The sequence below is a fragment of the Pandoraea norimbergensis genome (genome assembly GCF_001465545.3).
Taxonomy (GTDB): Bacteria; Pseudomonadota; Gammaproteobacteria; order Burkholderiales; family Burkholderiaceae; genus Pandoraea; species Pandoraea norimbergensis.
The window spans coordinates 5,055,595-5,078,829 of the sequence record NZ_CP013480.3; the positions used below are offsets into that span (position 1 = coordinate 5,055,595).

22 protein-coding genes are annotated in these 23,235 nt (G+C 64.1%); 11 read left to right on the plus strand and 11 right to left on the minus strand.

What is annotated here, in order from left to right; genetic code table 11:
- The first annotated feature begins 85 nt into the window (after positions 1-85).
- From hda to AT302_RS22080, 7 genes are all read left to right on the plus strand, one after another.
- The gene (gene hda / locus AT302_RS22050) at positions 86-796 is read left to right on the plus strand and encodes a DnaA regulatory inactivator Hda (protein WP_058375852.1); all 711 of its coding nucleotides are present in this window, start codon (positions 86-88) and stop codon (positions 794-796) included.
- Between the two features lie 40 nt (positions 797-836).
- Entirely contained in the window at positions 837-1,517 is a 681-nt protein-coding gene (locus AT302_RS22055; RefSeq protein WP_058375853.1) for a histidinol-phosphatase, read from the plus strand.
- Complete coding sequence (gene pcnB, locus AT302_RS22060; RefSeq protein ID WP_058375854.1) at positions 1,514-3,073, plus strand: polynucleotide adenylyltransferase PcnB; 1,560 nt, start codon at positions 1,514-1,516, stop codon at positions 3,071-3,073. The genes AT302_RS22055 and pcnB overlap by 4 nt, the downstream gene beginning before the upstream one ends.
- Positions 3,070-3,582 carry a 2-amino-4-hydroxy-6-hydroxymethyldihydropteridine diphosphokinase gene (gene folK / locus AT302_RS22065; protein WP_058375855.1) on the plus strand — a complete coding sequence of 171 codons (513 nt, stop codon included), beginning with the start codon at positions 3,070-3,072 and terminating at the stop codon, positions 3,580-3,582. The genes pcnB and folK overlap by 4 nt, the downstream gene beginning before the upstream one ends.
- Before the next feature lie 7 nt (positions 3,583-3,589).
- Positions 3,590-4,246 (plus strand): deoxynucleoside kinase, encoded by a 657-nt coding sequence (locus AT302_RS22070; protein WP_058375856.1) that lies wholly within the window; start codon positions 3,590-3,592, stop codon positions 4,244-4,246.
- A 117-nt stretch (positions 4,247-4,363) separates the two neighbouring features.
- On the plus strand, positions 4,364-5,182 hold the full coding sequence (gene panB / locus AT302_RS22075) for a 3-methyl-2-oxobutanoate hydroxymethyltransferase (RefSeq protein WP_058375857.1): 819 nt from the start codon (positions 4,364-4,366) through the stop codon (positions 5,180-5,182).
- A gap of 11 nt (positions 5,183-5,193) precedes the next feature.
- Positions 5,194-5,715, plus strand: a complete 522-nt coding sequence (locus tag AT302_RS22080) for a hypothetical protein (protein ID WP_058375858.1) — start codon at positions 5,194-5,196, stop codon at positions 5,713-5,715.
- A 23-nt stretch (positions 5,716-5,738) separates the two neighbouring features.
- Here the strand turns inward: AT302_RS22080 and AT302_RS22085 are convergent, their stop codons facing one another.
- Complete coding sequence (locus AT302_RS22085) at positions 5,739-7,127, minus strand: sensor histidine kinase (protein WP_058375859.1); 1,389 nt, start codon at positions 7,125-7,127, stop codon at positions 5,739-5,741.
- Entirely contained in the window at positions 7,124-7,786 is a 663-nt protein-coding gene (locus tag AT302_RS22090; RefSeq protein WP_058375860.1) for a response regulator transcription factor, read from the minus strand. The genes AT302_RS22085 and AT302_RS22090 overlap by 4 nt, the downstream gene beginning before the upstream one ends.
- A 144-nt stretch (positions 7,787-7,930) precedes the next feature.
- Here AT302_RS22090 and AT302_RS22095 point away from each other — a divergent pair, with 144 nt between their 5' ends.
- The 3 genes from AT302_RS22095 to AT302_RS22105 all read left to right on the plus strand — a co-directional run bounded on the left by AT302_RS22095 (position 7,931) and on the right by AT302_RS22105 (position 10,778).
- Positions 7,931-8,728, plus strand: a complete 798-nt coding sequence (locus AT302_RS22095) for an ABC transporter ATP-binding protein (protein WP_058375861.1) — start codon at positions 7,931-7,933, stop codon at positions 8,726-8,728.
- 4 nt (positions 8,729-8,732) lie between these two features.
- On the plus strand, positions 8,733-9,665 hold the full coding sequence (locus AT302_RS22100) for an ABC transporter permease (protein WP_371328819.1): 933 nt from the start codon (positions 8,733-8,735) through the stop codon (positions 9,663-9,665).
- 84 nt (positions 9,666-9,749) lie between these two features.
- Positions 9,750-10,778: an ABC transporter substrate-binding protein gene (locus AT302_RS22105; RefSeq protein WP_058375862.1), complete on the plus strand. Its 1,029-nt coding sequence runs from the start codon at positions 9,750-9,752 to the stop codon at positions 10,776-10,778.
- Here the strand turns inward: AT302_RS22105 and AT302_RS22110 are convergent.
- From AT302_RS22110 to grpE, 5 genes are all read right to left on the minus strand, one after another.
- A complete protein-coding gene (locus AT302_RS22110; protein WP_058375863.1) occupies positions 10,766-12,685 on the minus strand; it encodes a chorismate-binding protein in 1,920 nt (639 codons plus the stop codon). The genes AT302_RS22105 and AT302_RS22110 overlap by 13 nt on opposite strands.
- Positions 12,686-12,689: 4 nt before the next feature.
- Positions 12,690-13,838, minus strand: a complete 1,149-nt coding sequence (gene dnaJ, locus AT302_RS22115; protein ID WP_058375864.1) for a molecular chaperone DnaJ — start codon at positions 13,836-13,838, stop codon at positions 12,690-12,692.
- Positions 13,839-13,973: 135 nt separating this feature from the next.
- Entirely contained in the window at positions 13,974-15,899 is a 1,926-nt protein-coding gene (dnaK, locus tag AT302_RS22120; RefSeq protein WP_058375865.1) for a molecular chaperone DnaK, read from the minus strand.
- Between the two features lie 95 nt (positions 15,900-15,994).
- Complete coding sequence (locus tag AT302_RS22125; RefSeq protein ID WP_157125963.1) at positions 15,995-16,402, minus strand: thioredoxin family protein; 408 nt, start codon at positions 16,400-16,402, stop codon at positions 15,995-15,997.
- A 233-nt stretch (positions 16,403-16,635) separates the two neighbouring features.
- The gene (grpE, locus tag AT302_RS22130; protein WP_058375866.1) at positions 16,636-17,181 is read right to left on the minus strand and encodes a nucleotide exchange factor GrpE; all 546 of its coding nucleotides are present in this window, start codon (positions 17,179-17,181) and stop codon (positions 16,636-16,638) included.
- A gap of 306 nt (positions 17,182-17,487) precedes the next feature.
- Between grpE and AT302_RS22135 the strand changes: the two genes are divergently transcribed.
- Positions 17,488-17,676, plus strand: a complete 189-nt coding sequence (locus AT302_RS22135) for a hypothetical protein (protein WP_306439732.1) — start codon at positions 17,488-17,490, stop codon at positions 17,674-17,676.
- 176 nt (positions 17,677-17,852) lie between these two features.
- On the opposite strand, the gene AT302_RS22140 is transcribed toward AT302_RS22135, so the two are convergent.
- From AT302_RS22140 to hrcA, 4 genes are all read right to left on the minus strand, one after another.
- The gene (locus tag AT302_RS22140) at positions 17,853-18,254 is read right to left on the minus strand and encodes an RNA-binding S4 domain-containing protein (protein ID WP_058375868.1); all 402 of its coding nucleotides are present in this window, start codon (positions 18,252-18,254) and stop codon (positions 17,853-17,855) included.
- Positions 18,251-19,408 carry a ferrochelatase gene (gene hemH, locus AT302_RS22145; RefSeq protein ID WP_064674992.1) on the minus strand — a complete coding sequence of 386 codons (1,158 nt, stop codon included), beginning with the start codon at positions 19,406-19,408 and terminating at the stop codon, positions 18,251-18,253. Before hemH ends, AT302_RS22140 begins: the two co-directional genes overlap by 4 nt.
- Positions 19,409-19,507: 99 nt before the next feature.
- Positions 19,508-21,946, minus strand: a complete 2,439-nt coding sequence (locus AT302_RS27885; RefSeq protein WP_167365818.1) for a DUF6600 domain-containing protein — start codon at positions 21,944-21,946, stop codon at positions 19,508-19,510.
- A gap of 236 nt (positions 21,947-22,182) precedes the next feature.
- Entirely contained in the window at positions 22,183-23,214 is a 1,032-nt protein-coding gene (hrcA, locus tag AT302_RS22155) for a heat-inducible transcriptional repressor HrcA (protein ID WP_058375870.1), read from the minus strand.
- Between the last annotated feature and the right edge of the window lie 21 nt (positions 23,215-23,235).

Consider the following 23,235-nt stretch of genomic DNA (forward strand, 5'->3'; position numbering starts at 1 on the left):
GCAAACGGGATATCGGACGCCGGCCCAGTGCCGGCGTGCCCTGCAAACCGTATGGCGCCGGCCTTCCGCCGGCTTATCTTCGTTCGTGATCCAGCAACTGTTTCTCGACCTCGGCACACCGCCGCCCGCCACGTTCGACAATTTTATTGTCGGGCCCAATCGCGAGGTGGCGCAGACGCTCGCCGGTTTGCCTGCCGATTTGTCGGCCGGCACCGCACGCGACCGCGGCATCTACCTGTGGGGGAGCGCGGGGTCCGGGCGCACCCATCTGATGGAAGCGCTGGTCCATGCCGTGGGCCCGGGCGCGCGCTATTTGCGCCCCAACAGCCCGCTGGCCGCCTTCATGTTCGATGAATCGAGCACCGTCTACTGTGTGGACGACTGCGACAACCTCTCGCCGAACCAGCAGATCGCCGCCTTCAATCTGTTCAACGAAACCCGCGCCCGGCCGCACTGCGCGTTCGTCGCCGCCGGGTCACAGCCCCCGGTCGACATGCCGCTGCGCGAAGATTTGCGTACGCGACTGGGCTGGGGTCTGGTTTTTCATATCGTGGGTCTGGACGACGACGGCAAGAAACAAGCGCTGCAAAACGCCGCGCGCGAGCGCGGCCTGCAACTGGCGGCCGACGTGCCCGCCTATCTGCTGACCCACTTCCAGCGCGACATGTCGAGCCTGATGGCCCTGCTCGACCGGCTGGACCGTTTTTCCATGGAGCAGAAGCGGGCCGTGACCCTGCCGCTGCTGCGCCAGATGTTGACTCACGCCGATCCCGCCGCCCCCGACGGCAAAAACTGACTGGCACTGAGTGCTGTCCGCTTCAGGTAAAATTCGCGCAATGACCAATTTAGCTCTCTTCGACCTCGACCACACCCTGCTGCCTACGGACAGCGACAAGGAGTGGGGCCGCTTCCTCGTGCGCCAGGGCGCCGTCGACCGCGACACATACGCGCAGGCCAACGAGGCCTTCTATCAGGACTACCGTGCAGGCCGGCTCGACATGCCCGCCTATCTGCGTTTCTGCCTGGCGCCGCTCGCCCGCTACCCGCGCGATCAGCTCGACGCCTGGCACGCGCAGTACATGGAAGAGTCGATCCTGCCGCACGTGCGCCCCGAAGCGCTCGAATTGCTCGACATCCACCGCAAGGCCGGCGATCTGTGCGCCATCGTGACCGCGACCAACACGTTCGTCACGCGCCCGATCGCCAAGGCCTTCGGCATCGATCACCTGATCGGCACTGAACCGCAAACTGTCGGCGACGACCCGCAGGCCCGTTACACCGGTGCCTACGTCGGTACGCCGAGCTTCCGCGAGGGCAAGATCACCCGCACCGAAGCCTGGCTCGCGAGCCTGGGCAAGACGTGGAGTGACTTCGACCACGCATTCTTCTATAGCGATTCTGCCAACGACGTCCCCCTGATGGAGAAAGTGAACCATCCGGTGGCGACCAATCCCGATGAAGCTCTGCGCGAAATCGCGCTGGCGCGTCGCTGGCCCATTCTCGAGTTGTTCCAGTGATACGCAAACTCATCAAGAAGCTGCTCGGCAAAGAAAGCGGCTCCCCCGACGCCGCTTACAGTGCCACCCCTGCCGGCACGCCGGTCGTCATTCCCGTGTCGGTGCACGGCATCGACCCGACGCTGCTCTCGAAGAACGCCGTGCGCGTGACCGACACGCTGCAACAGGCCGGTTTCAAGGCGTTCATCGTCGGCGGCGCGGTCCGTGACCTGCTGCTGGGCATTGCACCGAAAGACTTCGACGTCGCCACGAGCGCCACGCCCGAGCAAGTGCAGCGCCTGTTCCGGCGCGCACGCATCATCGGCCGGCGCTTCCAGATCGTGCACGTGCAGTTCGGGCAGGAGATCATCGAGACCTCCACGTTCCGGGCACTGGTCGACGCGATCGACAGCGAGCAGATCGGCGCACGCCGTCCCAAGAAGGGCGAACTCGATCGCAAGACCCACGTGACCGATGAGTCGGGCCGCGTGCTGCGCGACAACGTCTGGGGCGAGCAGGATGAAGACGCGGCCCGCCGCGACTTCACCGTCAACGCGATGTATTACGATCCGGCCGCGCAAACGGTGCATGACTATCACCACGGCTGGGAAGATATTCAGAAGCGCGTGCTGCGCATGATCGGCGACCCGGCCACGCGCTATCGCGAAGACCCCGTGCGCATGCTGCGCGTGGTGCGCTTTGCCGCCAAGCTCGGTTTCAAGATCGACGACGCCACGGCCGCACCGATTCCGGAACTCGCGCCGCTCATCGACAACGTGCCTGCCGCGCGTCTGTTCGACGAAATGCTCAAGCTGCTGCTCTCGGGCCACGCCTGGGGTTGCGTGCAGCAACTGCGCGAACAGGGCCTGCATCACGGCCTGCTGCCGCTGCTCGACGTGGTGCTGGAACAGCCGCTGGGCGAGAAGTTCGTGACGCTCGCGCTGGCCAACACCGATGCCCGCATTCGTGCGGGCAAACCGGTTTCGCCGGGCTTCCTGTTCGCGGCCCTGCTCTGGCACCTCGTGCTCGAGAAGTGGCAAGCGTATCAACGCGCCGGCGAATATCCGATTCCTGCGCTGCACCTCGCGATGGACGACGTGCTCGATGCACAGACCGGCAAGCTGGCCATCCAGCGCCGCTTTGTCGCCGACATGAAGGAAATCTGGGGCTTGCAGGTGCGTCTGGACAAGCGCGTCGGCCGCACGCCGCTGCGCCTGCTCGAACACCCGCGTCTGCGCGCCGGTTACGACTTCCTGTTGCTGCGCTGCGAATCGGGTGAAGTGCCTGCCGATGTGGGCCAGTGGTGGACCGACTTCCTCGAAGGCGACTCCGTCACGCGCGACGCACTGCTCTCGCAGGGTGCGGCTTCGGGCAGCACGCCGGCCGCCAAGCGCCGTCGCCGCCGTCGCAAGCCGGGCTCGCGTGGCGATGGTGGTAATGAGGGTGGCGATGGTGGTGAAGGCGGCGGCAACTCGGGGGGGGCAAACTCGGGCGGCGATAGTGGTGAGAACGCTACCAGCGAGAAAAATGGCAAGCGGGTATCATCGCGACAGCATGGTTCCGAAGGTGCTTCATGACTGTTGCCTACATCGGGCTGGGTGCCAATCTTGGCGACGCCCGTCAATCGATGAAGGACGCCATCGTCTGTCTCGCGCAGCAAATTGGCGTCACGATCATCGGTAAATCCGATTTCTATCGCACCGCTCCCATCGAGTCGAGCGGCGACGACTATCTCAATTGCGTCGTTGCCGTCGAGACGTCGCTGACTGCGCGTCAATTGCTCACGCTGTGCCTGAAGATCGAGTTGCACTTCGGGCGTGAGCGGCCGTACAAGAACGCGCCGCGCACGCTCGATCTCGATGTTCTCCTCTACGGCGAAGACCGCATTGCCGAGCCGGATCTGATCGTGCCGCATCCGCGCATGGCAGAACGCGCCTTTGTGCTGCGCCCGCTCGCCGACCTCGCTCCCGAACTCGACATCCCCGGTGTTGGCCGCGTCAGCGCGCTGCTGCCGGCGGTGGCCGATCAGCGCATCGAACGTGTCGCGCAGTGCTGCTGCCCGACCAAGCGCGCCTACGCATCATGATCGTCCGATGAGATCGCCCGTCCTCGGGCGTTTTCGCTATCTGGCCGTCGAGGGCCCCATCGGCGTGGGCAAGACATCGCTCGCACGGCGTCTCGCCGACGCGGCCGGTGCCGACTTGATGCTCGAACAGCCCGCGAACAACCCCTTTCTCGAGCGTTTCTATCGCGACAGCGCGCGCTATGCGCTGCCCGCGCAATTGACGTTTTGTCTGCAACGCGTCGACGAAGCGATGGAAATTGCACGACGCGATATCGAAGGCAAGCCGATCTTCACCGACTTCCTGCCGGAGAAAGACGGCCTGTTTGCGCGGCTCACGCTGGCCGATGACGAGCTCGCGCTGTACCACCGCCTCGTCGCTCACATCGAGCGGGCGCACCGCGCACCGGATCTCGTGATTCATTTGCAGGCGAGCCCCGAGACACTGTTCTCGCGCATTCAGAAGCGCGCGATTCCGATGGAGCAGCAGATCCCCGACACGTATCTGCGCGCGCTATGCGACATCTACGGCGAATTCTTCTATCATTACGCCGCAGCGCCGGTATTGACCGTCGATACGGAACAGTTCGACCCGGCGCACAATGACAGCGATTTCGCGCTGCTGATCGAACGCATCGATCAGATGCGCGGGCGCAAAGAAGTCTTCGTCAAGGGCGCGCGCCCCTGAGCCCACGAGGCTCGGCGGCGCCTCTGCCTCTCTCTCCGATCCATGCGTCGTCGCGGGCGTACGACATCACCCGTCCCCGCCCGGCGCGCCAGTGACTCCTCCTGAACCGAGGCCGACATGAGTTATCTCCAGGAATCCAATCGCAAGGCCGTGACTGTGCCCGGGCTTGCCGACATGCGTGCGCGCGGCGAAAAGATCGCGATGCTCACCTGCTATGACGCCAGCTTTGCCGCCCTGCTCGATCGCGTGGGCGTCGACGTGATGCTGATCGGCGATTCGCTCGGCAACGTGATTCAAGGCCAGCGCACCACGCTGCCCGTCACGCTGCGCGACATCTGCTATCACACCGAAACCGTGGCGCGTAACGCCAGCAAGGCGCTGGTGGTGGCCGATTTGCCGTTCGGCACGTATGGCACGAAGGAACAGGCGTATCAGAGCGCCGTGGCCGTGATGCAAGCCGGTGCGCAGATGGTCAAGATCGAAGGCGGCGCGTGGCTGGTCGATACCGTGCGCTTCTTGGTCGAGCGCAGCATTCCGGTGTGTGCGCACTTGGGTCTCACGCCGCAGTCGGTGCACGCGTTCGGTGGTTTCAAGGTGCAGGCTCGCGATGAAGCCGCCGGGCAACAACTGATTGCCGACACGCGTGCCTTGCAGGCAGCGGGCGCGCAGTTGGTGGTGCTCGAAGCCATTCCGGCAGCGCTGGCCACGAAGGTCACGCCCGAGTTGCCGACGATGCCGACCATCGGCATTGGTGCCGGCCCCGACTGCGACGGTCAGGTGCTGGTGCTGCACGACATGCTGGGCGTGTTCCCCGGCAAGTCGCCGAAGTTCTCGATGAACTTCATGGACGGTCAGCCGAGCATCGCCGCTGCGGTCGAAGCTTATGTGCAGGCGGTCAAGCACGGTACGTTCCCGGCACCGGAGCATTGCTTCTAAGGGGAATCGCCATGAGCACGAGCATTTTCAAGCAACGACTGATGACGCTCGTGCTGCCGGCATGCCTGCTCGCAGGTGCCGGAAGTGTCGCGGCACAAGGGGCTCAGAGCACCTTCGTGCCCGACGCGAATATCGAAGCGGCCGCGCAGCACTATGCAGCGGACGCGGTGCGCTACGCGTTGATTCAATACTCGGTGACCCTCGACGGATCGGAGAAAAGCATCGCCGGCGTCGAGACGGTACTGGGCAAGTTGCACGACGCCTACGTCTCACAAGACCCCAAACCCGCCGACACCAAAGTCCTGCAATACGCGCAAGTCTTCGGCAGTTATATCGGCGAAGTCTATCGTCGCAATCACGGCGGCCAGTGGGGTTTGGTCACCCTCGGCGACCAACGTTTCCCCGGCATGCAGAGTGAAGGCGGCACCCGTTTTTCCCCATGGGCGAAAACGTACAACCGAATCACGCAGGGCAGCGAAGACAACATCGTCAGCTATTACGACGTTCTGCTAACGATGCCGGGCAATAAGTAAAAACGAACGCCTTCGATGCGCCGTCACGCGCTCGCCTTCGGCAACGTCAACACCACCGCAAACCCTTCCCCATCGATGCGCTCGAAGGCCATTTGGCCGCCATGCGCGCGCATCACTTCGGCCACCATCGCCAGCCCCAGACTCGCGCCTTCGCGGCCATCGGCACGTGACGAAAACGGCGTGCGCACGCGCTGCCATTCTGTCTCGGGAATGCCCGGGCCATCGTCGAAGAAACGCAGGCGCCACTGATCGCCATCACCAGTCACGTCCACGTACAACCGATGCGGCGCGCCGTACGCGAGCGCGTTGACCAGCACGTTCTTGATCGCCTCGCGCAAGCTCAGCGCATCGCCAACGATCATCGCCGGTACGCCCGCCCCCGCCGAGGTTTCAGGCATTTGCAGCGAGAAATCGATATCGCGATCGGCATACGACAGCGTCTCGCGCATCGCATCCTGCAACAACTCGCCCAGATCGACAGGCGCCGGCGCCACGCTATCGGCGCGGTGCTGCACCATCGCGTGATTGATCAACTGGTGAATGAGCCCGCCCAAGCCGCGTGCCTGTTTCTGAATGCGGGCAATGTGTGACTGGCGAGCGGCTTCGTCATCGGTTTGCGTCAGCATTTCCGCTTGCGCGGTGAGCGCAGTCACAGGCGTGCGCAACTGATGTGCGGCATCGCCGATCACACGCCGCATCAGCGCGCGCGAGGTCGCCAGCCGCTGCATGAAGTCGTTGATCGCGCCGACTAACGCGAGCGTTTCTGCGGGTGCCGTGACCGCCAACGGCACGAGATCGTTCGAGTCTCGCTCGCGAATCGCCGCCTCGATCTGCTTGAGCGGTGCGAGCGCCTGACGCAGCGTCCATAGCGCCGCGAGCAACGTCAACACGCCGGTGGCAATCGTGATCAGCAGCGTGTTGTCCGCGAGATTTCGCGTGAATCTCACACGCGCGTTCTGCGTGTGCGCCATCGCCACGACCGCCCACGGATGCGCTGCCGCGACCGGCATGCGCCGCCCCACGATGGCAATGCGAATCGGCATCTCCTGATACGTGCCATCGACCACGATGGGGCCCTCGGCGAGCTTGTCCCACGGAATCGGCGGACGGAATTCCGAATCGCCCGCGACCGAGCGCCCGTTGGGATCGAGCACTGTGTAGAAAATTTGGTCACCGGGGGCGAGTGCCGAGAACGCCGCAAGTGGCACATCGACGTTCACTTCGCCGTTCTGATACCACGTGTTTTCCGCGACCTGAAGCGCACTGCCGAGCAACCAACGGTCATACGCACGGTCGACGGCGGCTCGCGTGGAGAACCAGATACCGAGCAGCACCGCCGCCACGGCGAGTGCCAGCACGACGCCCATCCGGACGACGAGCCGGAGATACAGTGACCGGCCGGGAACGATCATGACAGCACGAGTTGGTAGCCCAGCCCGCGCAACGTGCGAATCTGGAATTGCGCAGCAGCGAGCTTCTTGCGCAGGCGCGCGACGTATTGTTCGAGCGCGTTGGCATTCGGCGGCGATTCGTCGCCATAAAGACGATCCATCAACTCGTCTTTGCCGAAGATGCGCCCCGGACGGGCGGCGAGAATTTCGAGCAACGTCACTTCGCGACGCGTGAGTTCGACCGGCTGCCCGTCGATTTCCACACCGCGGCTCTTGCGATCGAGCGTCAGATTTGCGCAGGCGAGTTGATTGGTCGCGTCCTGCCCGGTGCGGCGCATGAGCGCACGCACACGCGCTTCGAGTTCGCGAAAATCGAACGGTTTGGTCAGATAGTCGTCCGCACCGAGATCGAGTGCGCGCACGCGCTCTTCGATTTCGGCGCACGCGGTGAGCATGAGCACACGCGTGGACAGTCCGCGCTCGCGCACACGTCGAAGCAACTCCAGTCCATCGACGTGCGGCAGCATCACGTCGAGAATCAGCAGATCGTAATCGTCACCGATGCGCGCCGCCGCCGAGGCGCCGTCCGTCTCGCAGTCGAGCGCGTGTCCGAGCCGCCGCAACTGCGTGGCAATCGCTTCCGCCACATCGACGGTGTCTTCCACCAGCATGATGCGCATGGTTACAAAGTCTCCTTTTCTGACTTGTCACGCGATAAACACAGGGTTTGTCCTAGCCCGGCTTATCCCGCTATGTCAGCTTCGTTACAGCTTCGCTGCTTAGTATCGGAGCCGATTATAAGAGCATCAATCAGGAGACAGGCAATGCCCAACAACCCCCATCCGGCCGCCGGGCCGGTGCCGGCTGGCGCACAGCCGTTGCTGGAAATCGATCAGGTCACGCTTCAGTACAAGACCGACGACTACCTCGTGACCGCCGCCCAGCAAGTCAGCTTCAACGTGTACCCCGGCGACCGGTTCGTGTTGCTCGGGCCGTCCGGTTGCGGCAAATCGACCCTGCTCAAGGCCATCGGTGGCTATCTGCCCCCCGTGAATGGCGAAATTCGCCTGAAAGGCCGCACGGTCACCGAGCCGGGCCCAGACCGCATGATGGTGTTTCAGGAGTTCGATCAATTGCTGCCGTGGAAAACGGTGCGCCAGAACGTCGAATTCGCGCTCACCGCCAGCGGTCGCCTGAAAGGCCGCGAAGCCGCCGATCGTGCCGCGCATTACATCGAGAAAGTCGGGCTGGCCAAGTTCATCGACAGCTATCCGCACACGCTCTCGGGCGGCATGAAACAGCGCGTCTCGATTGCACGCGGCATGGCCATGGAGCCGGACGTGCTGCTCATGGACGAGCCCTTCGCCGCACTCGACGCGCTCACCCGCCGCAAGATGCAGGACGAGTTGCTGCGCCTGTGGGACGACACGCGCTTCACCGTGCTGTTCGTCACGCACGGCATCGACGAAGCCATTCGCATCGGCACGCGCATTCTGCTGCTCTCGCCGCACCCGGGACAGGTCAAGGCCGAACTCAACAGCATTGCCCCCGAGCAACTGGGCACCGCCCATCAGAGCGCGCTCGAAACGCGTATCGACCAACTGCTGTTCGCGGCGCACTGAGGAAATTTCCATGACAACGTTGCAACCCGTGCAAGCCGCGCCGACGGCGTCCTCTGCCGAAGCCATCAAATCCGGCATCCAGCCCGTGTTCCGCCCCGAATTCGTACTGGAGCCGGTGCCCGCCGAACTCTCGTCGATCCAGCGCCCGCTCTCCACGTTCGAGACGCTTTACCGCCTGAGCTGGCTGCGCAAGACCGTCATCCTGCTGGTGCTGGCGCTGATCTGGGAAATCTACGGCCGCTGGCTCGACAACGCGCTGCTGTTCCCGAGCTTCACCGATACGTTGGAAGCCTTCGTCGGCGGTATCACGAGCGGTGTGTTGCTGCTGCGCGCAGTCGTCTCGCTCAAGACCCTGCTGATCGGCTACGGCATCGGTATCGCGCTGGCCGCGATACTCACGACGGTGGCCATCAGTTCGAAGATCGGCAACGACCTGCTCGAAACCCTCACGGCCATGTTCAACCCGCTGCCCGCGATTGCGCTGCTGCCGCTCGCGCTCATCTGGTTCGGTCTGGGCAACGGCAGCGTGATCTTCGTGCTGGTGCACTCGGTGCTGTGGGCCGTGGCGCTCAACACGCACAGCGGCTTTCGCGGCGTGTCGAAGACGCTGCGCATGGTGGGTCAGAACTACGGGCTCAAGCGCTTTGCGCTGGTGCAGCACGTGCTGATTCCGGCTGCGTTCCCGAGCATTCTCACCGGCCTGAAAGTGGGCTGGGCGTTTGCGTGGCGCACGCTGATCGCCGCCGAACTCGTGTTCGGTGTGTCGTCGGGGTCGGGCGGCCTTGGCTGGTACATCTTCGAGAACCGCAATTCGCTGGAGACGGCCAACGTGTTTGCCGGCCTGTTCTTCGTGATTCTGATTGGTCTGGCGGTAGAGAACCTGCTGTTTGCGCGCATCGAGAAGCGCACGCTGCACCGCTGGGGCATGCAGCACTGATTGACTGATTGATAAGTAACGCGCCTGCGCTTGATTTACTGGCGGGGGCGTGAATAATTCCAACGATCCGGAGACAAGAACACCATGAATCGACGTCATTTCACGCGCTGGGTCAGCACCCTCGCGCTGGCCGCCACGACGGCACTTTCCACTGTCGGCAATCTGGCCCATGCCGAAGCCAGCACCGTGCGCCTCTCGCACGGCTACGGCATTCTCTATCTGCCGCTGATGGTCATGCGCGACCAGCATCTCGTCGAGAAGCACGCGAAGGCACTGGGGCTGGGTGACGTGAAAACCACGTGGACGATCCTCGACGGCGGCAACGTGATCAACGACGCCATGCTCGCGGGCAACCTTGACGTGGCTGGCACGGGCGCGCCCGGCTTCATCACGCTGTGGTCGAAGGCGCACGGCATTCCGCGCTCGGAAGTGATCGGTCTCTCGGCGCTGTCGACCGGCCCGCTCTGGCTGAACACGAACAACCCGAACATCAAGTCGCTCAAGGACTTCACGTCGAAAGACAAGATCGCGATTCCGGGCATCAAGACCTCGCTCTCCGCCGTGCTGCTGCAAATGGCCGTGGCGAAGACGTTCGGTATCGAGAACTACGCGAAGCTCGACCCGCAGACGGTCAGCCTGAGCCATCCGGAAGCCGTGAGCGCCCTGCTCTCAGGCAAAACGGAAATCACGGCCCACTTCACGTCGCCGCCGTTCTCGTATCAGGAATTGAAGGACCCGCGCATCAAGCGCGTGCTCAACTCGACGGACGTGCTCGGCAACATCACGATTGACGTGGTGTTCGCGCCGAAGCAGTTCACGGTGCAGAATCCGAAGCTGGTGCAGGCCATTCTCGCCGCACAGGAAGAAGCGGCCGCCTATATCGCGAAGGATCACGTGGGCGCCGCGCAGACCTTCCTGCGCGTGTCGAAGATGAACCTGCCGCAAGCCGAAATCGAGCAGATGATCGCCGACCCCGGCCTGCAATTCACCACGACGCCCAATGGCCTGATGCAGTACGTCGAGTTCATGGGCCGCGCGGGCACGATCAAGACGCGTCCGGCGAAATGGAGCGACCTGTTCGTGCCGCAAATCGCGTCGCGTCAGGGCAGTTGAACGACTGCGGGCACCACGCCTCGCAGTGCATTGCACACGACGATGGCCTGCGCACTCAGCAGGTCATCGCGTGTCATCACCGCTTCGACCGCGTTGAATGCGCGGTCTTCGAGCAACACACTTCGCATCACCCCGGGCAGCACACCGCACGCGAGCGGCGGTGTCACCCACTGACCACCCAGCTTGACGAACACATTGCTTCGTCCGCCTTCGGTCAACTCTCCCCGGTCGTTGAAGAACAGCGTGTCGAACGCGCCGTTGGCTTCGGCGTGCTTCCACGCGGCGTCGTAGCGCTCGCGCACGGTGGTCTTGTGACGCAGGAACAGATCGTCGGCGCGCGTCGTATTGGTGGCGTCCGTGGCATCGGCGGCATCGGCCAGCAGCACTTTCACGGTGCGAGGCAGTGGTGTCAGCACGCCATGCGTGATGGCCGGGGTGCCGTCATGCGAGATCGCCAGACGCACGCGATGCGTGTCGTCTTCCGTCAACGTCTTCACCACGTCACCCAGTTGCGTGCGCAGCGCGGCTTCGTCGAACCGGAAGCCGAAGTACTGCGCCGACTTGCCCATACGCGCAAGATGACGACCGAGATGCGCGATGCCCGTGGCGCGCGTCGCCTGCATCGTCTCGAAGATCGCGAAGCCGGGATCGAGCGCGGTCAGAAAACGCGCCTTGAGTTTGCACTCTTCCCACTCTTCGTCCGCTGTGCTGTCGAGCACGATCCCCGCGCCCACACCGAGCCGTCCGCGACGCAGACCGTCCGTGCGCGGCGATTCGAGTTCGAGCGTGCGAATCGCGACCGACAGACAGAAGTCGCCTAACTCGCCGGGGGCATCCTCTCGTGCGTCGAGCCAGCCAATGGCACCGGTGTAGAGGCCACGCGGCGATGACTCCAGTTCGCCGATCAATTGCATCGTGCGATGCTTCGGCGCGCCGGTGATCGAACCGCACGGATACAACGCGCGCAAAACTGCGTGAAAAGGCGTCTGCTCGGGCAGCGTGGCCGTGACCGTCGAGGTCATCTGCAACACGCTGGCGAAGCGCGTGACTTCGAACAGCTTCGGCACCTTGACCGTACCGGGCACCGCGATGCGGCCGAGATCGTTGCGCAGCAAGTCCACGATCATCAGATTCTCGGCGCGGTTCTTCTCGTCGGCGGCCAACGCTGCGCTAAGTTCGGTATCTCTCGCGACATCGCCCGAGGCGGGCGCCGTGCCCTTCATCGGCTTGGCTTCGAGTTGCCCGCGCGAATGGCGCAGGAACAACTCAGGCGACAGCGAAAGAATCGCCCGGCCCGCCACGTTACGCGCGCCGGGCAGCACCACCAGCGCACCGTACGGCACCGGCTGACGCGCACGCAGGCGGCGATACAACGCGACCGGCGAGCCGAAGGCGTCGAAGTTCAGGCGATACGTGTAGTTGATCTGGTAGCACTCGCCCTGCGAGAGCCAGTCGTGAATGCGAGCGATGGCGTCGTCGAAGGCGGGCTCGCTGACGTCGCGCTGAAGCGCGGCGACACCAGCGACACCAGCACTACCGGCCATGCCAGTATTACCCGCGACGTTGGCGTCCGGCGCATCGTCCTGCGCCGCCAGCCAAGCCTGCGTCTGTGCCGCGTCGAGCTTCTGCAATTCACGGAACAGCAGTGCGCGGAATTGTCCGGGGGCGCGGCGTGTGGCCACCGTGTGCACACCGGCCAGACGCACGCCGAATTCGTAATCGGCCAGCAACACGGCGTGCAGGCCGTGACGCGTGGCGTCTTCAATCTCGCGTAGCGCGTCGGAAAGCACACCGGGCTCGTCGCAAGTTACCTCGCGTACGAGCCCGGTATACAGACGCGCCCCGCCGGCCGGGTCTGCACTGTCGTCCAACAGTGCGAACGCGGCCAAGGGCGCTTCAATAGACATGAAATTACTCGAAGAACTGCTTCACACGGTCGAACCAGCCCTTGGTCTGCGGGCTGTGACGCGCGCCGCCTTCCTTGAGCGAAGCGTCGAAGTCGCGCAGCATCTGCTTCTGCTTGTCGTCGAGCTTGACCGGCGTTTCCACCTGCACATGCACGTACAGATCACCCGGATAGCTCGCGCGCAGCCCCTTGATGCCCTTGCCGCGCAGGCGGAACGTCTTACCCGTCTGCGTGCCTTCGGGCACTTCGAAAGTGGCCTTGCCGTGCAGCGTCGGGGCGTCGATGTCGCCGCCCAGTGCTGCCGTCGCGTACGAAATCGGCATCTGGCAATGCAGATCGTCGCCGTCGCGCTCGAACACGTTGTGCGCCTTGATGTGGATTTCCACATACAGGTCGCCCGCAGGACCGCCGTTCACACCCGGCTCACCGTTGCCCGATGAGCGAATGCGCATGCCGTCTTCGATACCCGCCGGAATCTTGATTTCCAGCGTCTTGGTCTTCTTGAGCTTGCCCGAGCCGTGGCAGTTGGTGCAGGGCTCAGGAATGTACGAACCCGTGCCGTGGCACTTCGGGCAGGTCTGCTGAATGCTGAAGAAACCTTGCGACATGCGCACCGAACCCGAGCCGTTACAGGTCGGGCAGGTTTCGGGCTTGGTGCCCGGCTTGGCGCCGTTGCCGTGGCAGACTTCGCACTCTTCCCAGCTCGGCACGCGAATCTGCGTGTCGAAGCCGTTGGCAGCCTGCTCCAGCGTAATTTCCATGTTGTAGCGCAGGTCGGCACCGCGATACACCTGCGGACCGCCGCGGCCACCGCCACGGCCGCCACCGGGGCCGCCCTGACCGAAGATGTCGCCGAAGATGTCGCCGAACGCATCGGCAAAGCCACCGTAGCCCTGACCGCCCGCACCGCCGAAGCCGCCCATGTTCGGGTCGACGCCCGCGTGACCGTACTGGTCGTACGCCGCGCGCTTCTCCGGCTCGGAGAGCATCTCGTAGGCCTCTTTGACTTCCTTGAATTTATCTTCGGCGTCCTTGCTGTCCGGATTGCGGTCCGGATGGTACTTCATCGCCAGCTTGCGATATGCCTTCTTGATTTCGTCGCCGTCGGCGTTCTTGGCGACGCCAAGGACTTCGTAGTAATCACGTTTGGCCATAACTCTTTCCAATGTTGGCGCATGTCGCCATCAGGCAAAAAGCCGGGTCGAGATTCTCCGTGCGGAGAACTTCGATACCCGGCCCATACGCACGGCACCGGCAGACTCCTGCCCGTGCCGCGCGCCATGCACGCTTTACTTCTTGTCGTTGACTTCCTTCACTTCGGCGTCAACCACGTTGTCGTCATGCGGCTTGCCTTGCTCGCCACCGGCAGCACCTGCGGCGCCTGCCTGAGCTTGCATGTCGGCGTACATCTTTTCGCCGAGCTTCTGGCTCGCAGTACCCAGCGCTTCGACCTTGGCATCGATATCAGCCTTGTCCGAACCGCGCAGTGCGCCTTCGAGTGCCGTAATGGCCGACTCGATCGCTTCTTTTTCCGAAGCCTCGATCTTGTCGCCGTACTCGGTCAGCGCCTTGCGGGTGCTGTGCACCAGCGCATCGCCCTGGTTACGGGAGTCCGCCAGTTCGCGGGCCTTCTTGTCTTCTTCGGCGTTCAGCTCGGCGTCCTTGACCATCTTCTCGATCTCGGCGTCCGACAGACCCGAGTTCGCCTTGATGACGATCTTGTTTTCCTTGCCGGTGGCCTTGTCCTTGGCGCCCACGTGCAGAATACCGTTGGCGTCGATGTCGAAGGTCACTTCAATCTGCGGCGTGCCACGGGCAGCCGGCGGAATGCCTTCGAGGTTGAACTCGCCCAGCGACTTGTTGCCGGCGGCCATCTCGCGCTCACCCTGATACACCTTGATCGTCACGGCCGGCTGGTTGTCGTCAGCCGTCGAGAACACTTGCGAGTGCTTCGTCGGGATCGTGGTGTTCTTCGTGATCATCTTGGTCATCACGCCGCCCAGCGTTTCGATACCCAGCGACAGCGGGGTCACGTCGAGCAGCAGCACGTCCTTGCGATCGCCGGAGAGCACCGAACCTTGAATCGAGGCACCCGCGGCCACGGCTTCGTCCGGGTTCACGTCCTTACGCGGTTCCTTGCCGAAGAACTCCTTCACCTTGTCCTGCACCTTCGGCATGCGGGTCATACCACCGACCAGAATCACGTCGTCGATGTCGCTCACCTTCACGCCGGCATCCTTGATGGCCAGACGGCAGGGCTCGATCGTGCGTTCGATCAGCTCTTCGACCAGCGCTTCGAGCTTGGCGCGCGTGATCTTCAGGTTCAAGTGCTTCGGACCCGAGGCGTCAGCCGTGATGTACGGCAGGTTGATTTCGGTCTGCTGGGCCGACGACAGTTCGATCTTGGCCTTTTCAGCGGCTTCCTTCAGGCGTTGCAGCGCCAGCACGTCCTTCGACAGATCGACGCCTTGTTCTTTCTTGAACTCGCCGATGATGTAGTCGATGATGCGTTGGTCGAAGTCTTCGCCGCCCAGGAACGTGTCGCCGTTGGTCGACAGCACTTCGAACTGGTGCTCGCCGTCTACGTCGGCGATTTCGATGATCGAGATGTCGAACGTGCCGCCACCCAGGTCATACACGGCAATCTTGCGGTCGCCGCCTTCTTTCTTGTCCAGACCGAAAGCCAGTGCGGCGGCGGTCGGCTCGTTGATGATGCGCTTGACTTCCAGACCGGCGATGCGGCCTGCGTCCTTGGTGGCTTGGCGCTGGCTGTCGTTGAAGTACGCCGGCACCGTGATCACGGCTTCCGTGACCGGCTCGCCCAGATAGTCTTCGGCGGTCTTCTTCATCTTGCGCAGCACTTCGGCGGAAACCTGCGGCGGGGCCAGTTTCTGGTCACGCGCTTCCACCCAGGCGTCGCCGTTGTCGGCCTTGACGATCTTGTAGGGCATCAGGCCGATGTCCTTCTGCACTTCTTTTTCTTCGAAACGGCGGCCGATCAGGCGCTTCACCGCGTACAGCGTGTTACGCGGGTTGGTCACTGCCTGACGCTTGGCCGGCGCGCCGACCAGAATCTCGCCGTCTTCGACATAAGCGATGATCGACGGCGTGGTGCGAGCACCTTCCGCGTTTTCAATGATCTTGACCTGATTGCCTTCCATCACGGCCACGCACGAGTTCGTGGTGCCCAAGTCGATACCGATAATCTTGCCCATAAAATTTCTCCTAGCGTCCTTTGCGTCTTTCCGTCAGGCCTGTGGCCCGTTCAATTCATTGATCTGCACGACATATGGGTGCCGCGCGGTGCTTTTCAAGACCCTTCTTGCGGTCCGGTTTTGCCCCCGGCCGCCGCGATCTTCTCGCGGGCGGCGGCTACCGCCAGCCGGAACTGGGGCAAGCCCTGCCAGCCGGTCGCCCGGCCCAGTTTCTTACCGTGATGGAAGAAGAAAAACGTCGGCACCCCGTGCAGCGCGAAACGCCGGCCCAGCGCCATATCGGCATACACATTGGCGTGCAACCAGCGCAAATCCAGCGCTTCGATGGCCTCACGCTGCGACAGCATGGTTTTCTTGGCGACTTCGCAGTTAAAGCAGTCGACGCCCCAGAAAAACACCACGGCGAGTCCGTCGCCCGCCGCCAGCAAGCCCTCGTCGAACGTCGCCGCCGTCAGCTCGCGCATCGAGAATGCCTCGAAAGCCGTGCCGTCTACGCCGCGCATGTCCGGAAGATCGCTTGCCATGATGTCGTTATTGCCGAATTTGCCGCCGATCGTCTGCGGGCATCGTGCTGCCATGCCCGCGCCGTACCGCTCATCCTGAAAAAACCAAAGCTTGCCATGATGTCATGACAAGCTCGGTCACTCTGGATGCCTTTCTGCCGGCGCTGCTCGTTTTTTGAGCAGCTCCCCGGCTTATTGCAGTCCTGCTTGCTGCTTGCTGCTCACCGCTCGCCTTACTTGGCGGCAGCCACGGTCACCAGCGCCGGGCGCAGCACGCGCTCGGAAATCAAGTAACCCTTCTGGAGCACTTGCACGACGGTGTTCGGCTCCTGATCGGCCGGCACCATCGAGATGGCCTGATGCTGATGCGGGTCGAACTTGGCGCCTGCGGGGTCGATCACGCTGACCCGGCCGCGCTCCAGCGCCGCCAGCAGTTGGCGCAGCGTCAGTTGCACGCCTTCTTGCAGCTTGGTCACGTCGCCACTGGTGTCGGCGGCGGCAGCTTCCAGGCTGTCGATCACCGGCAGGAGGTTCTCGGCGAAGGATTCCACGGCAAACTTGTGGGCCTTGGTCACGTCTTCCTGCGACCGGCGGCGGATGTTCTCGGTCTCGGCGCGCGCGCGCAGGAGCTGGTCGCGCAGATCGGCCGCTTCGGCCTGTGCTGCAAGCAGCAGTGCCTCGACCGAGGGCAGCGCGTCGGTCGCGCCCGCAGCGTCGGTCGGGGCCGCGTCGGCCTGGGACGGAATCGGCTGGTCGGGAGTGTTTTGCTGTTCAGTCATGAGAATGAGTCGTCAAAAGGTTCTTGCAGCGCACCACGACGATGCGCCACCGGTTCAAATCCCTTTGGATAGTAGGGGCGTTCACACCGATTTCAAGAGTGGGCGGGCATTCTGTGCCCCGTGTCGGTGCGCGCGGCGTGCCGAAAAATATCCGGTTACACGCGTTACGAGTCCTCTATTGTATCGGCCGTTGCTGCGACCTAACATGAATTACGGTCCAGTCAGGATTTGTGCCGATTTCTGGACCCGGCCGCTCGCCGGACACCCCCCGTCCCGTTGAGCGTTATGTAGCGTTAGGAGCGCATCATGAAGCTGCCACTGGCTGTCGTCTTCATCCTTGCGTTGGTGACGATGGTAACGATTACGATCTGCCTGTCCGGTGCAGTCACCCGGCGCGACACCGAATATGGTGGCGTGCGTGCGGTGCTGAACCACTATGTCGACATGCCGGGCGTGCCAGCCCATCAGTCTTCGAACGGATTGCCCACTCGCTGATCCCAGTCTGACCGGACCACGCTGGACGCCCCGTTAGCCGTCGATTTTCCGGACTTGCCTGTCTCACCGTCTTACCGTTTTCCCGACTGCCCTGGTTCATTTCCGCTCCCTCTCGTCCGCCGCCGCGCATTTGCCGGCGGCGGCGTTCATTCGGGCATTGAAAACAGGGAAACGAACTAATCGCCCAGCCCGCCGATGCGGCGGCGGTCACGCTTGGTCGGGCGGCCGTGCATCTGCGCCGCCGGCTCCTGAAACAGTTGCCGGCGCTCACTTTCTTCAGCGCGCGCACGAATACTGGCTTCGGTTTCCTCATAGAGCGACTGGGCGATGGGCGCGGAGCCGCGCACCTCGGCAATCGCTTTGATACGGACTTCCCAGCGCGTGCTGCCGTTATCGACCGACAGGATGTCACCGGGACGCACGTCGCGCGCCGGTTTCACGCGCACTTCGTTGCACAACACGCGACCGCGATCTACCGCCTGCGTGGCGAGCGAACGGGTTTTGAAGAAGCGGGCGGCCCACAGCCATTTGTCGATACGCGTGGCGGCGTGGGCAGAATCATCAACCTTCACCGTCATGCGCGCGCTCCGGGGTTGGCCGCCGCATTCGCTTCATCGAATGCCGCCACGGCCGCGACCTGACGCGCCCGTGTGGACGCGGCGGCGGCAACAGCGGCGTCCGCCTGACCTTCAGGGGACAGCACCGGCCAGCCTTGCAGATTGCGCGCGGCAATCTCGCCAAGCGCCGTAATCCATGCGCTCGCACCGTTCAGGCAGGGAATGAAGTGGAACGCCTTGCCACCCGCCGCTTCGTAGATATGGCGGCCTTCCATATTGATTTCTTCCAGCGTTTCGAGACAGTCGGACGTGAAGCCCGGGCAGAACACGTCCACGCGCGGCGTGCCGCCACGGCCCAGCTCTTCGAGCGTCGGCGCCGTGTACGGCTGAAGCCATTCGGCTTTGCCAAAACGCGACTGGAACGTGAGACGGCAGGTCGTCTCGTCGAGACCGAGCGCCGCCGCCAGCAGGCGCGCGGTCTTCACACACTGATCGTGGTACGGATCGCCCAGATCGAGCGTGCGGCGCGGCACCCCGTGAAAACTCAGCAGCAGACGCTCGCCGGCGGTGAAGTCGGGACGGCCGTGCTGCTGCCAGTAGCCTTCCACTTGCTGGCGCAGTGCCTCGATATAGGCGGGATGATCGTGATAGTCGCGCACCGTTCGCACGTCGGGCTGGTTGCGCAGGCGGGCCAGCACGCGGTACACCGCGTCGGTGGCCGTCGCCGTCGTGCTGCTCGAATACTGCGGATACAGCGGCAGCAGCAAAATGCGCTCGACGCCGTTCTGGCGCAGCGCGCGAATACGGTCCGGAATCGACGGATTGCCGTACCGCATGGCGTAATCGACGACGACGTCGTAATCGTTCGCGTGCAGCAGGTTGCGCAGCGCGGTGGTCTGGTGCTCGGTGTTGACCTTGAGCGGCGAGCCCTCGCGCGTCCAGACCGTGGCGTACTTCTGCGCCGACTGGCGCGAGCGGAACGGCAGGATCACGAGACGCAGCAGCGGCTGCCAGATGAGCGGGGGAATTTCCACCACACGCGGGTCGGACAAAAACTCGCGCAGGTATCGGCGCACGGCCGCCGGACGCGGCTCGTCGGGGGTGCCGAGGTTGATCAGCAGAACGGCGGTCTTGCCGGACTGGCCATGCGAAATAGGTTCGGGATCGAAGCGCATGAGGCGTACTTTACCGCAAACCGGGACGAAATCCGGCGCGGCAATCAGCGCCAGCCACCGTCCCCGGTCAAGCGGGACGGCGGCGGGCGGTGCGCCCGATCAGCCGTGCTGATGCTCGTCTTCGTGGGCCGGACGATGTTCGGCCGACGTGTGCTGGCCTTCATGGGCGGGTGCATGCGCCTCAGGCTTGTTTTCCTTCGGGGCAGGCCGCGGTTGCGGGTGCTCCTGCGGCTGCGGACGCGGGGCCGGTTGCGGACGTTCCTGAGGTTGCGGGCGCTCTTGGGGCTGCGGACGCTCCTGAGGTTGCGGACGCGGTGCGGCCTGCGGGTGCTCCTGCGGCTGCGGCTGCGGTTGCGGGCGCGGTTGCGGCTGCACGTGCTCCTGCGGTGCCTGCTGCGGCTGCACGCGAGGCTGCGGCTGCGCCGGTTGCTGGAACGGCTGCGGTTCCGGACGCTGGGCCTGCGGGTGCGACTGATACTGCTGCGGGCGTCGTGCCGCCTCGGCGTCGTTGGGTTCCGGACGCTGCGGCTGGGCGGCCGGTGCGGTCGGCGCGGCCTGTGAAGTCGGATTCTGACGGTGCATCTGCATGTCGCGCTGTGCCGCGTCATGGCCCGGTTGGCCCGGTTGACCCGGTTGGCCCGGCTGGGCCGGTTGTGCCTGCTGTCCGCGCTGCCCCGGCTGACCATTCACTTCGCCACGCACCGTCGGCGGTTCCGGACGGCCCGGCTGCCCCATCTGACCCGGTACACCGGGCGGATGCGGCACACCCGGTACGCCCGGTACGCCCGGTACGCCCGGTTGACCCGGCACCCCGGGCTGTCCCGGCACTCCCGGTGCGCCATGCATCGCTGGCACGGCGCCAGTGGCAGGCAGCGCGCCGGTATGGTTCAGCGCAGGTTGCGCACCATTCGGACCGCTCGGCCCGTTCTGCCCGATCGGTGCACCCACTGGCCCGCGCGTCCCGACCACGGTCACGCGCGGCTGAACATGCGCTTGCGGTGCGGCAGCGCCCGGACGGTTGTTCGGTGTGAACGCCAGCGGCGTGCCGCCGGCATTGGGCACGGCGTGCAGGTTGCTCGTCAGCTCACGCGACGCCATCGGACGCACCACCGGCGCACGCGTGGCCAGCACCGGGCGGTTGAACGCGGCCATCGGCGGCACCCCCGCGGCGGGACGGCTGTTGCCGACCAGACTCTGCTGCACCGGCGCGACGCCCGGCGTGTTGCCCACTCGCCAGTTCTGACCGGCTCGCGGCGCCGCCAACGCCGTCGGCGCACCGACCGGGCGGCCCTGCACGAAGGCTTGCGCGGGCATGGTCGACACGGCACCGCGCACGTTGCGGTTCACGTAGATGTTGTTGATATTGGTAACGTTGTGGACGTTATTGATGTTGTTGATGTTGGTCGTGCTGATCACCGTCGAACGATTGATGTTGGTGACGTACGACGAACTGGCGTGATATGCCGGGCGATACGGGTCATGCGGTCCGAGTGCGAACCATGCCAGCCCGACGCCGCCGGCGGCAAACGCCACGCCCCACTGGTTGCCACCGCTGCTGCCGCCAACCCAGCCGACGAGTGCGGGCGCGTACACCGGACGCACGGCCACCGGCCCGGGCACCCAGCACCACCGCGTATCGACATACGCCCAGCGGCCATAGTGATAAGGCGCGAAGCCCCACGGCGCTTCGTCCACCCACGTCCAGCCCCACGGGTCGACCCAAACCCAGTGCCCCGTGCGGTACGGCGCCCAGCCGGACGGCACGCTCGACGGCACCCACACGGCGCCATAGGTCGGCGTGTCTTGCCACGAGCCGTAATCGTCGAGGCTCTCAAAACCGGTCATGTCGCGCGGCACATAGCGGGCGGAGACGGACGCGTCTTCGCGAGCATCGCGCTCACGCACCCATTGATCGAACGCGTCGGCGGCCAATGGCCCGGTCGGTTGCTGCACGAGGTTTTGCCCGGTGAAGGCGACGCGCTGCCCCTGACGCAGCGGCACCGACGCGCCTTGTCCGTACACGGTGCCCGCGCCTTGCCAGACGCTGACGGTGGTCACGCCATTCGGATCGACGTCGATTCGGTACTCGCCCGCCTGCTGCGGCACGAAGGCGAGATTGGGCGTATCGATTTCGTAAGGCTGGTTGGGATCGTAGCTGCGCAGACGCAAGCCGACGGTGCCTTGCGTTACGTTCAGTTGCACATTCTGGTCGGTCACGGCCGACAGCGTGACGCTGGTGGAGGCACCGATGCGCACCGCCGTGCCACCCACATGCATCTCGGCGCGGCTATTGCGGTCGACCCAGACGGCGTCGCCGGTGGTGAGCGGGCGATTGCGGTCGGCATAACGCCAGTCGGTGGTACCGGCGGGCGCGTAGGTCACGGTGCCGTCGAACTCGCCGAGCCGCGCCACGCGTCCGGGCGGATCGGCGCTCTGGGCTTGTGCCAGCGCGGGGGCGACCAGCGCACCGATGGCGCCGAACATCAGCCCGGCGCCAAGTAAGCGAACCACGGTCCGCCATGAATTCAGGGGTTTCATACCGACTCCCGGCCCTTCCGGCGGACCCGCATGCGTAGCGTGTGCTGCGTGCCGCCTTGTTGTTCTGTCCGAATCCTTCGGCGAGTCAACCAGCCCATTCACCCCGCCATAAGTGACACCTTGAGCGTAAGCCTGCCGCTTGTGACAGCGTGTAAATGAATGCTACGGGTTTGTAACGCGAATGCGTCGGGAATGCTGGCGAACCGGGCGATGCTGGCTAGCGCCCTCGCCCGGGCTCAGTGCTGGCTGAGCGCGTTGGAGAGCAGCTTGGCCGTGATATCGACGATCGGAATCACGCGCTCGTACGCCATGCGCGTCGGGCCGATCACGCCCAGCGTACCGACCACTTCGCCGTCCACTTCGTACGGTGCAGTCACGACGGTCATCTCTTCGATGGGCACCAGACTCGATTCGCCGCCGATGAAGATCTGCACGCCCTGCGCGCGGCTCGACACGTCGAGCAGTTGCAGCAGGCCGGTCTTCGACTCGAACACGTCGAACAGCTTGCGCAGCCGTTCCATGCTGGACGACAGATCTTCGACACCGAGCAAATTGCGCTCGCCCGAGATCAGCACGCTCTCTTCGCGCGTGGTGTCGGCCATGGCATCACTGCCGGCATCGACCGCCGCTTGCATCAGCGCGCTCATGTCGGAACGCAGTGCATCGAGCTCGCCACGCAAGTAAGCGCGCACATCGTCGAAGCTGTGACCGCCGAAATGGGCGTTCAGATAGTTGCCGGCTTCGACCAGTTGGGCGGGCGAGTAGTCTTTTTCGGTGAGGATGATGCGGTTCTGCACGTCGCCGTCGGGGGTGACGATGATGAGCAGCACGCGTTTTTCAGACAACCGCAGGAATTCGATCTGGCGGAAAACCTGACTGCGTCGCGGGGTCAGCACCACGCCCGCGAACTGCGACAGGTTGGACAGCACTTGCGCGGCGGACGCCACCAGTTGCTGCGGTCCGGCCGGTTGCAGGCGATTTTGCACCTGCGACGCGAGGCGATGTACCGCGTCTTCGAGCGGGCTCACGGAGAGCATGGTGTCGACGAAGAGACGGTAGGCGCGCGGCGTGGGGATTCGACCGGCAGACGTATGGGGACTGGCGACGAAGCCCAGCGCCTCAAGGTCGGCCATCACGTTGCGGATGGTCGCCGGAGAGAGATCGAGGCCTGAATAACGGGAAAGCGTGCGCGAACCGACCGGTTGGCCATCGGCGATGTACCGTTCGATCAGGGTTTTGAGGAGAGTCTGCGCACGTTGATCTAGCATGGCAAAAATTGTAACGCGAAA

Coding starts and splice junctions, on each gene's coding strand:
- AT302_RS22070 (WP_058375856.1), top strand. CDS start 3,590: ATGAGATCGCCCGTCCTCGGGCGTTTTCGCTATCTGGCCGTCGAGGGC.
- folK (WP_058375855.1), top strand. CDS start 3,070: ATGACTGTTGCCTACATCGGGCTGGGTGCCAATCTTGGCGACGCCCGT.
- hemH (WP_064674992.1), bottom strand. CDS start 19,408: ATGCGCTTCGATCCCGAACCTATTTCGCATGGCCAGTCCGGCAAGACC.
- AT302_RS22105 (WP_058375862.1), top strand. CDS start 9,750: ATGAATCGACGTCATTTCACGCGCTGGGTCAGCACCCTCGCGCTGGCC.
- AT302_RS22110 (WP_058375863.1), bottom strand. CDS start 12,685: ATGTCTATTGAAGCGCCCTTGGCCGCGTTCGCACTGTTGGACGACAGT.
- AT302_RS22125 (WP_157125963.1), bottom strand. CDS start 16,402: ATGCGCGGCGTAGACGGCACGGCTTTCGAGGCATTCTCGATGCGCGAG.
- dnaJ (WP_058375864.1), bottom strand. CDS start 13,838: ATGGCCAAACGTGATTACTACGAAGTCCTTGGCGTCGCCAAGAACGCC.
- AT302_RS22140 (WP_058375868.1), bottom strand. CDS start 18,254: ATGACGGTGAAGGTTGATGATTCTGCCCACGCCGCCACGCGTATCGAC.
- dnaK (WP_058375865.1), bottom strand. CDS start 15,899: ATGGGCAAGATTATCGGTATCGACTTGGGCACCACGAACTCGTGCGTG.
- panB (WP_058375857.1), top strand. CDS start 4,364: ATGAGTTATCTCCAGGAATCCAATCGCAAGGCCGTGACTGTGCCCGGG.
- AT302_RS27885 (WP_167365818.1), bottom strand. CDS start 21,946: ATGAAACCCCTGAATTCATGGCGGACCGTGGTTCGCTTACTTGGCGCC.
- AT302_RS22135 (WP_306439732.1), top strand. CDS start 17,488: ATGAAGCTGCCACTGGCTGTCGTCTTCATCCTTGCGTTGGTGACGATG.
- AT302_RS22055 (WP_058375853.1), top strand. CDS start 837: ATGACCAATTTAGCTCTCTTCGACCTCGACCACACCCTGCTGCCTACG.
- hrcA (WP_058375870.1), bottom strand. CDS start 23,214: ATGCTAGATCAACGTGCGCAGACTCTCCTCAAAACCCTGATCGAACGG.
- grpE (WP_058375866.1), bottom strand. CDS start 17,181: ATGACTGAACAGCAAAACACTCCCGACCAGCCGATTCCGTCCCAGGCC.
- AT302_RS22095 (WP_058375861.1), top strand. CDS start 7,931: ATGCCCAACAACCCCCATCCGGCCGCCGGGCCGGTGCCGGCTGGCGCA.
- AT302_RS22085 (WP_058375859.1), bottom strand. CDS start 7,127: ATGATCGTTCCCGGCCGGTCACTGTATCTCCGGCTCGTCGTCCGGATG.
- AT302_RS22090 (WP_058375860.1), bottom strand. CDS start 7,786: ATGCGCATCATGCTGGTGGAAGACACCGTCGATGTGGCGGAAGCGATT.
- AT302_RS22080 (WP_058375858.1), top strand. CDS start 5,194: ATGAGCACGAGCATTTTCAAGCAACGACTGATGACGCTCGTGCTGCCG.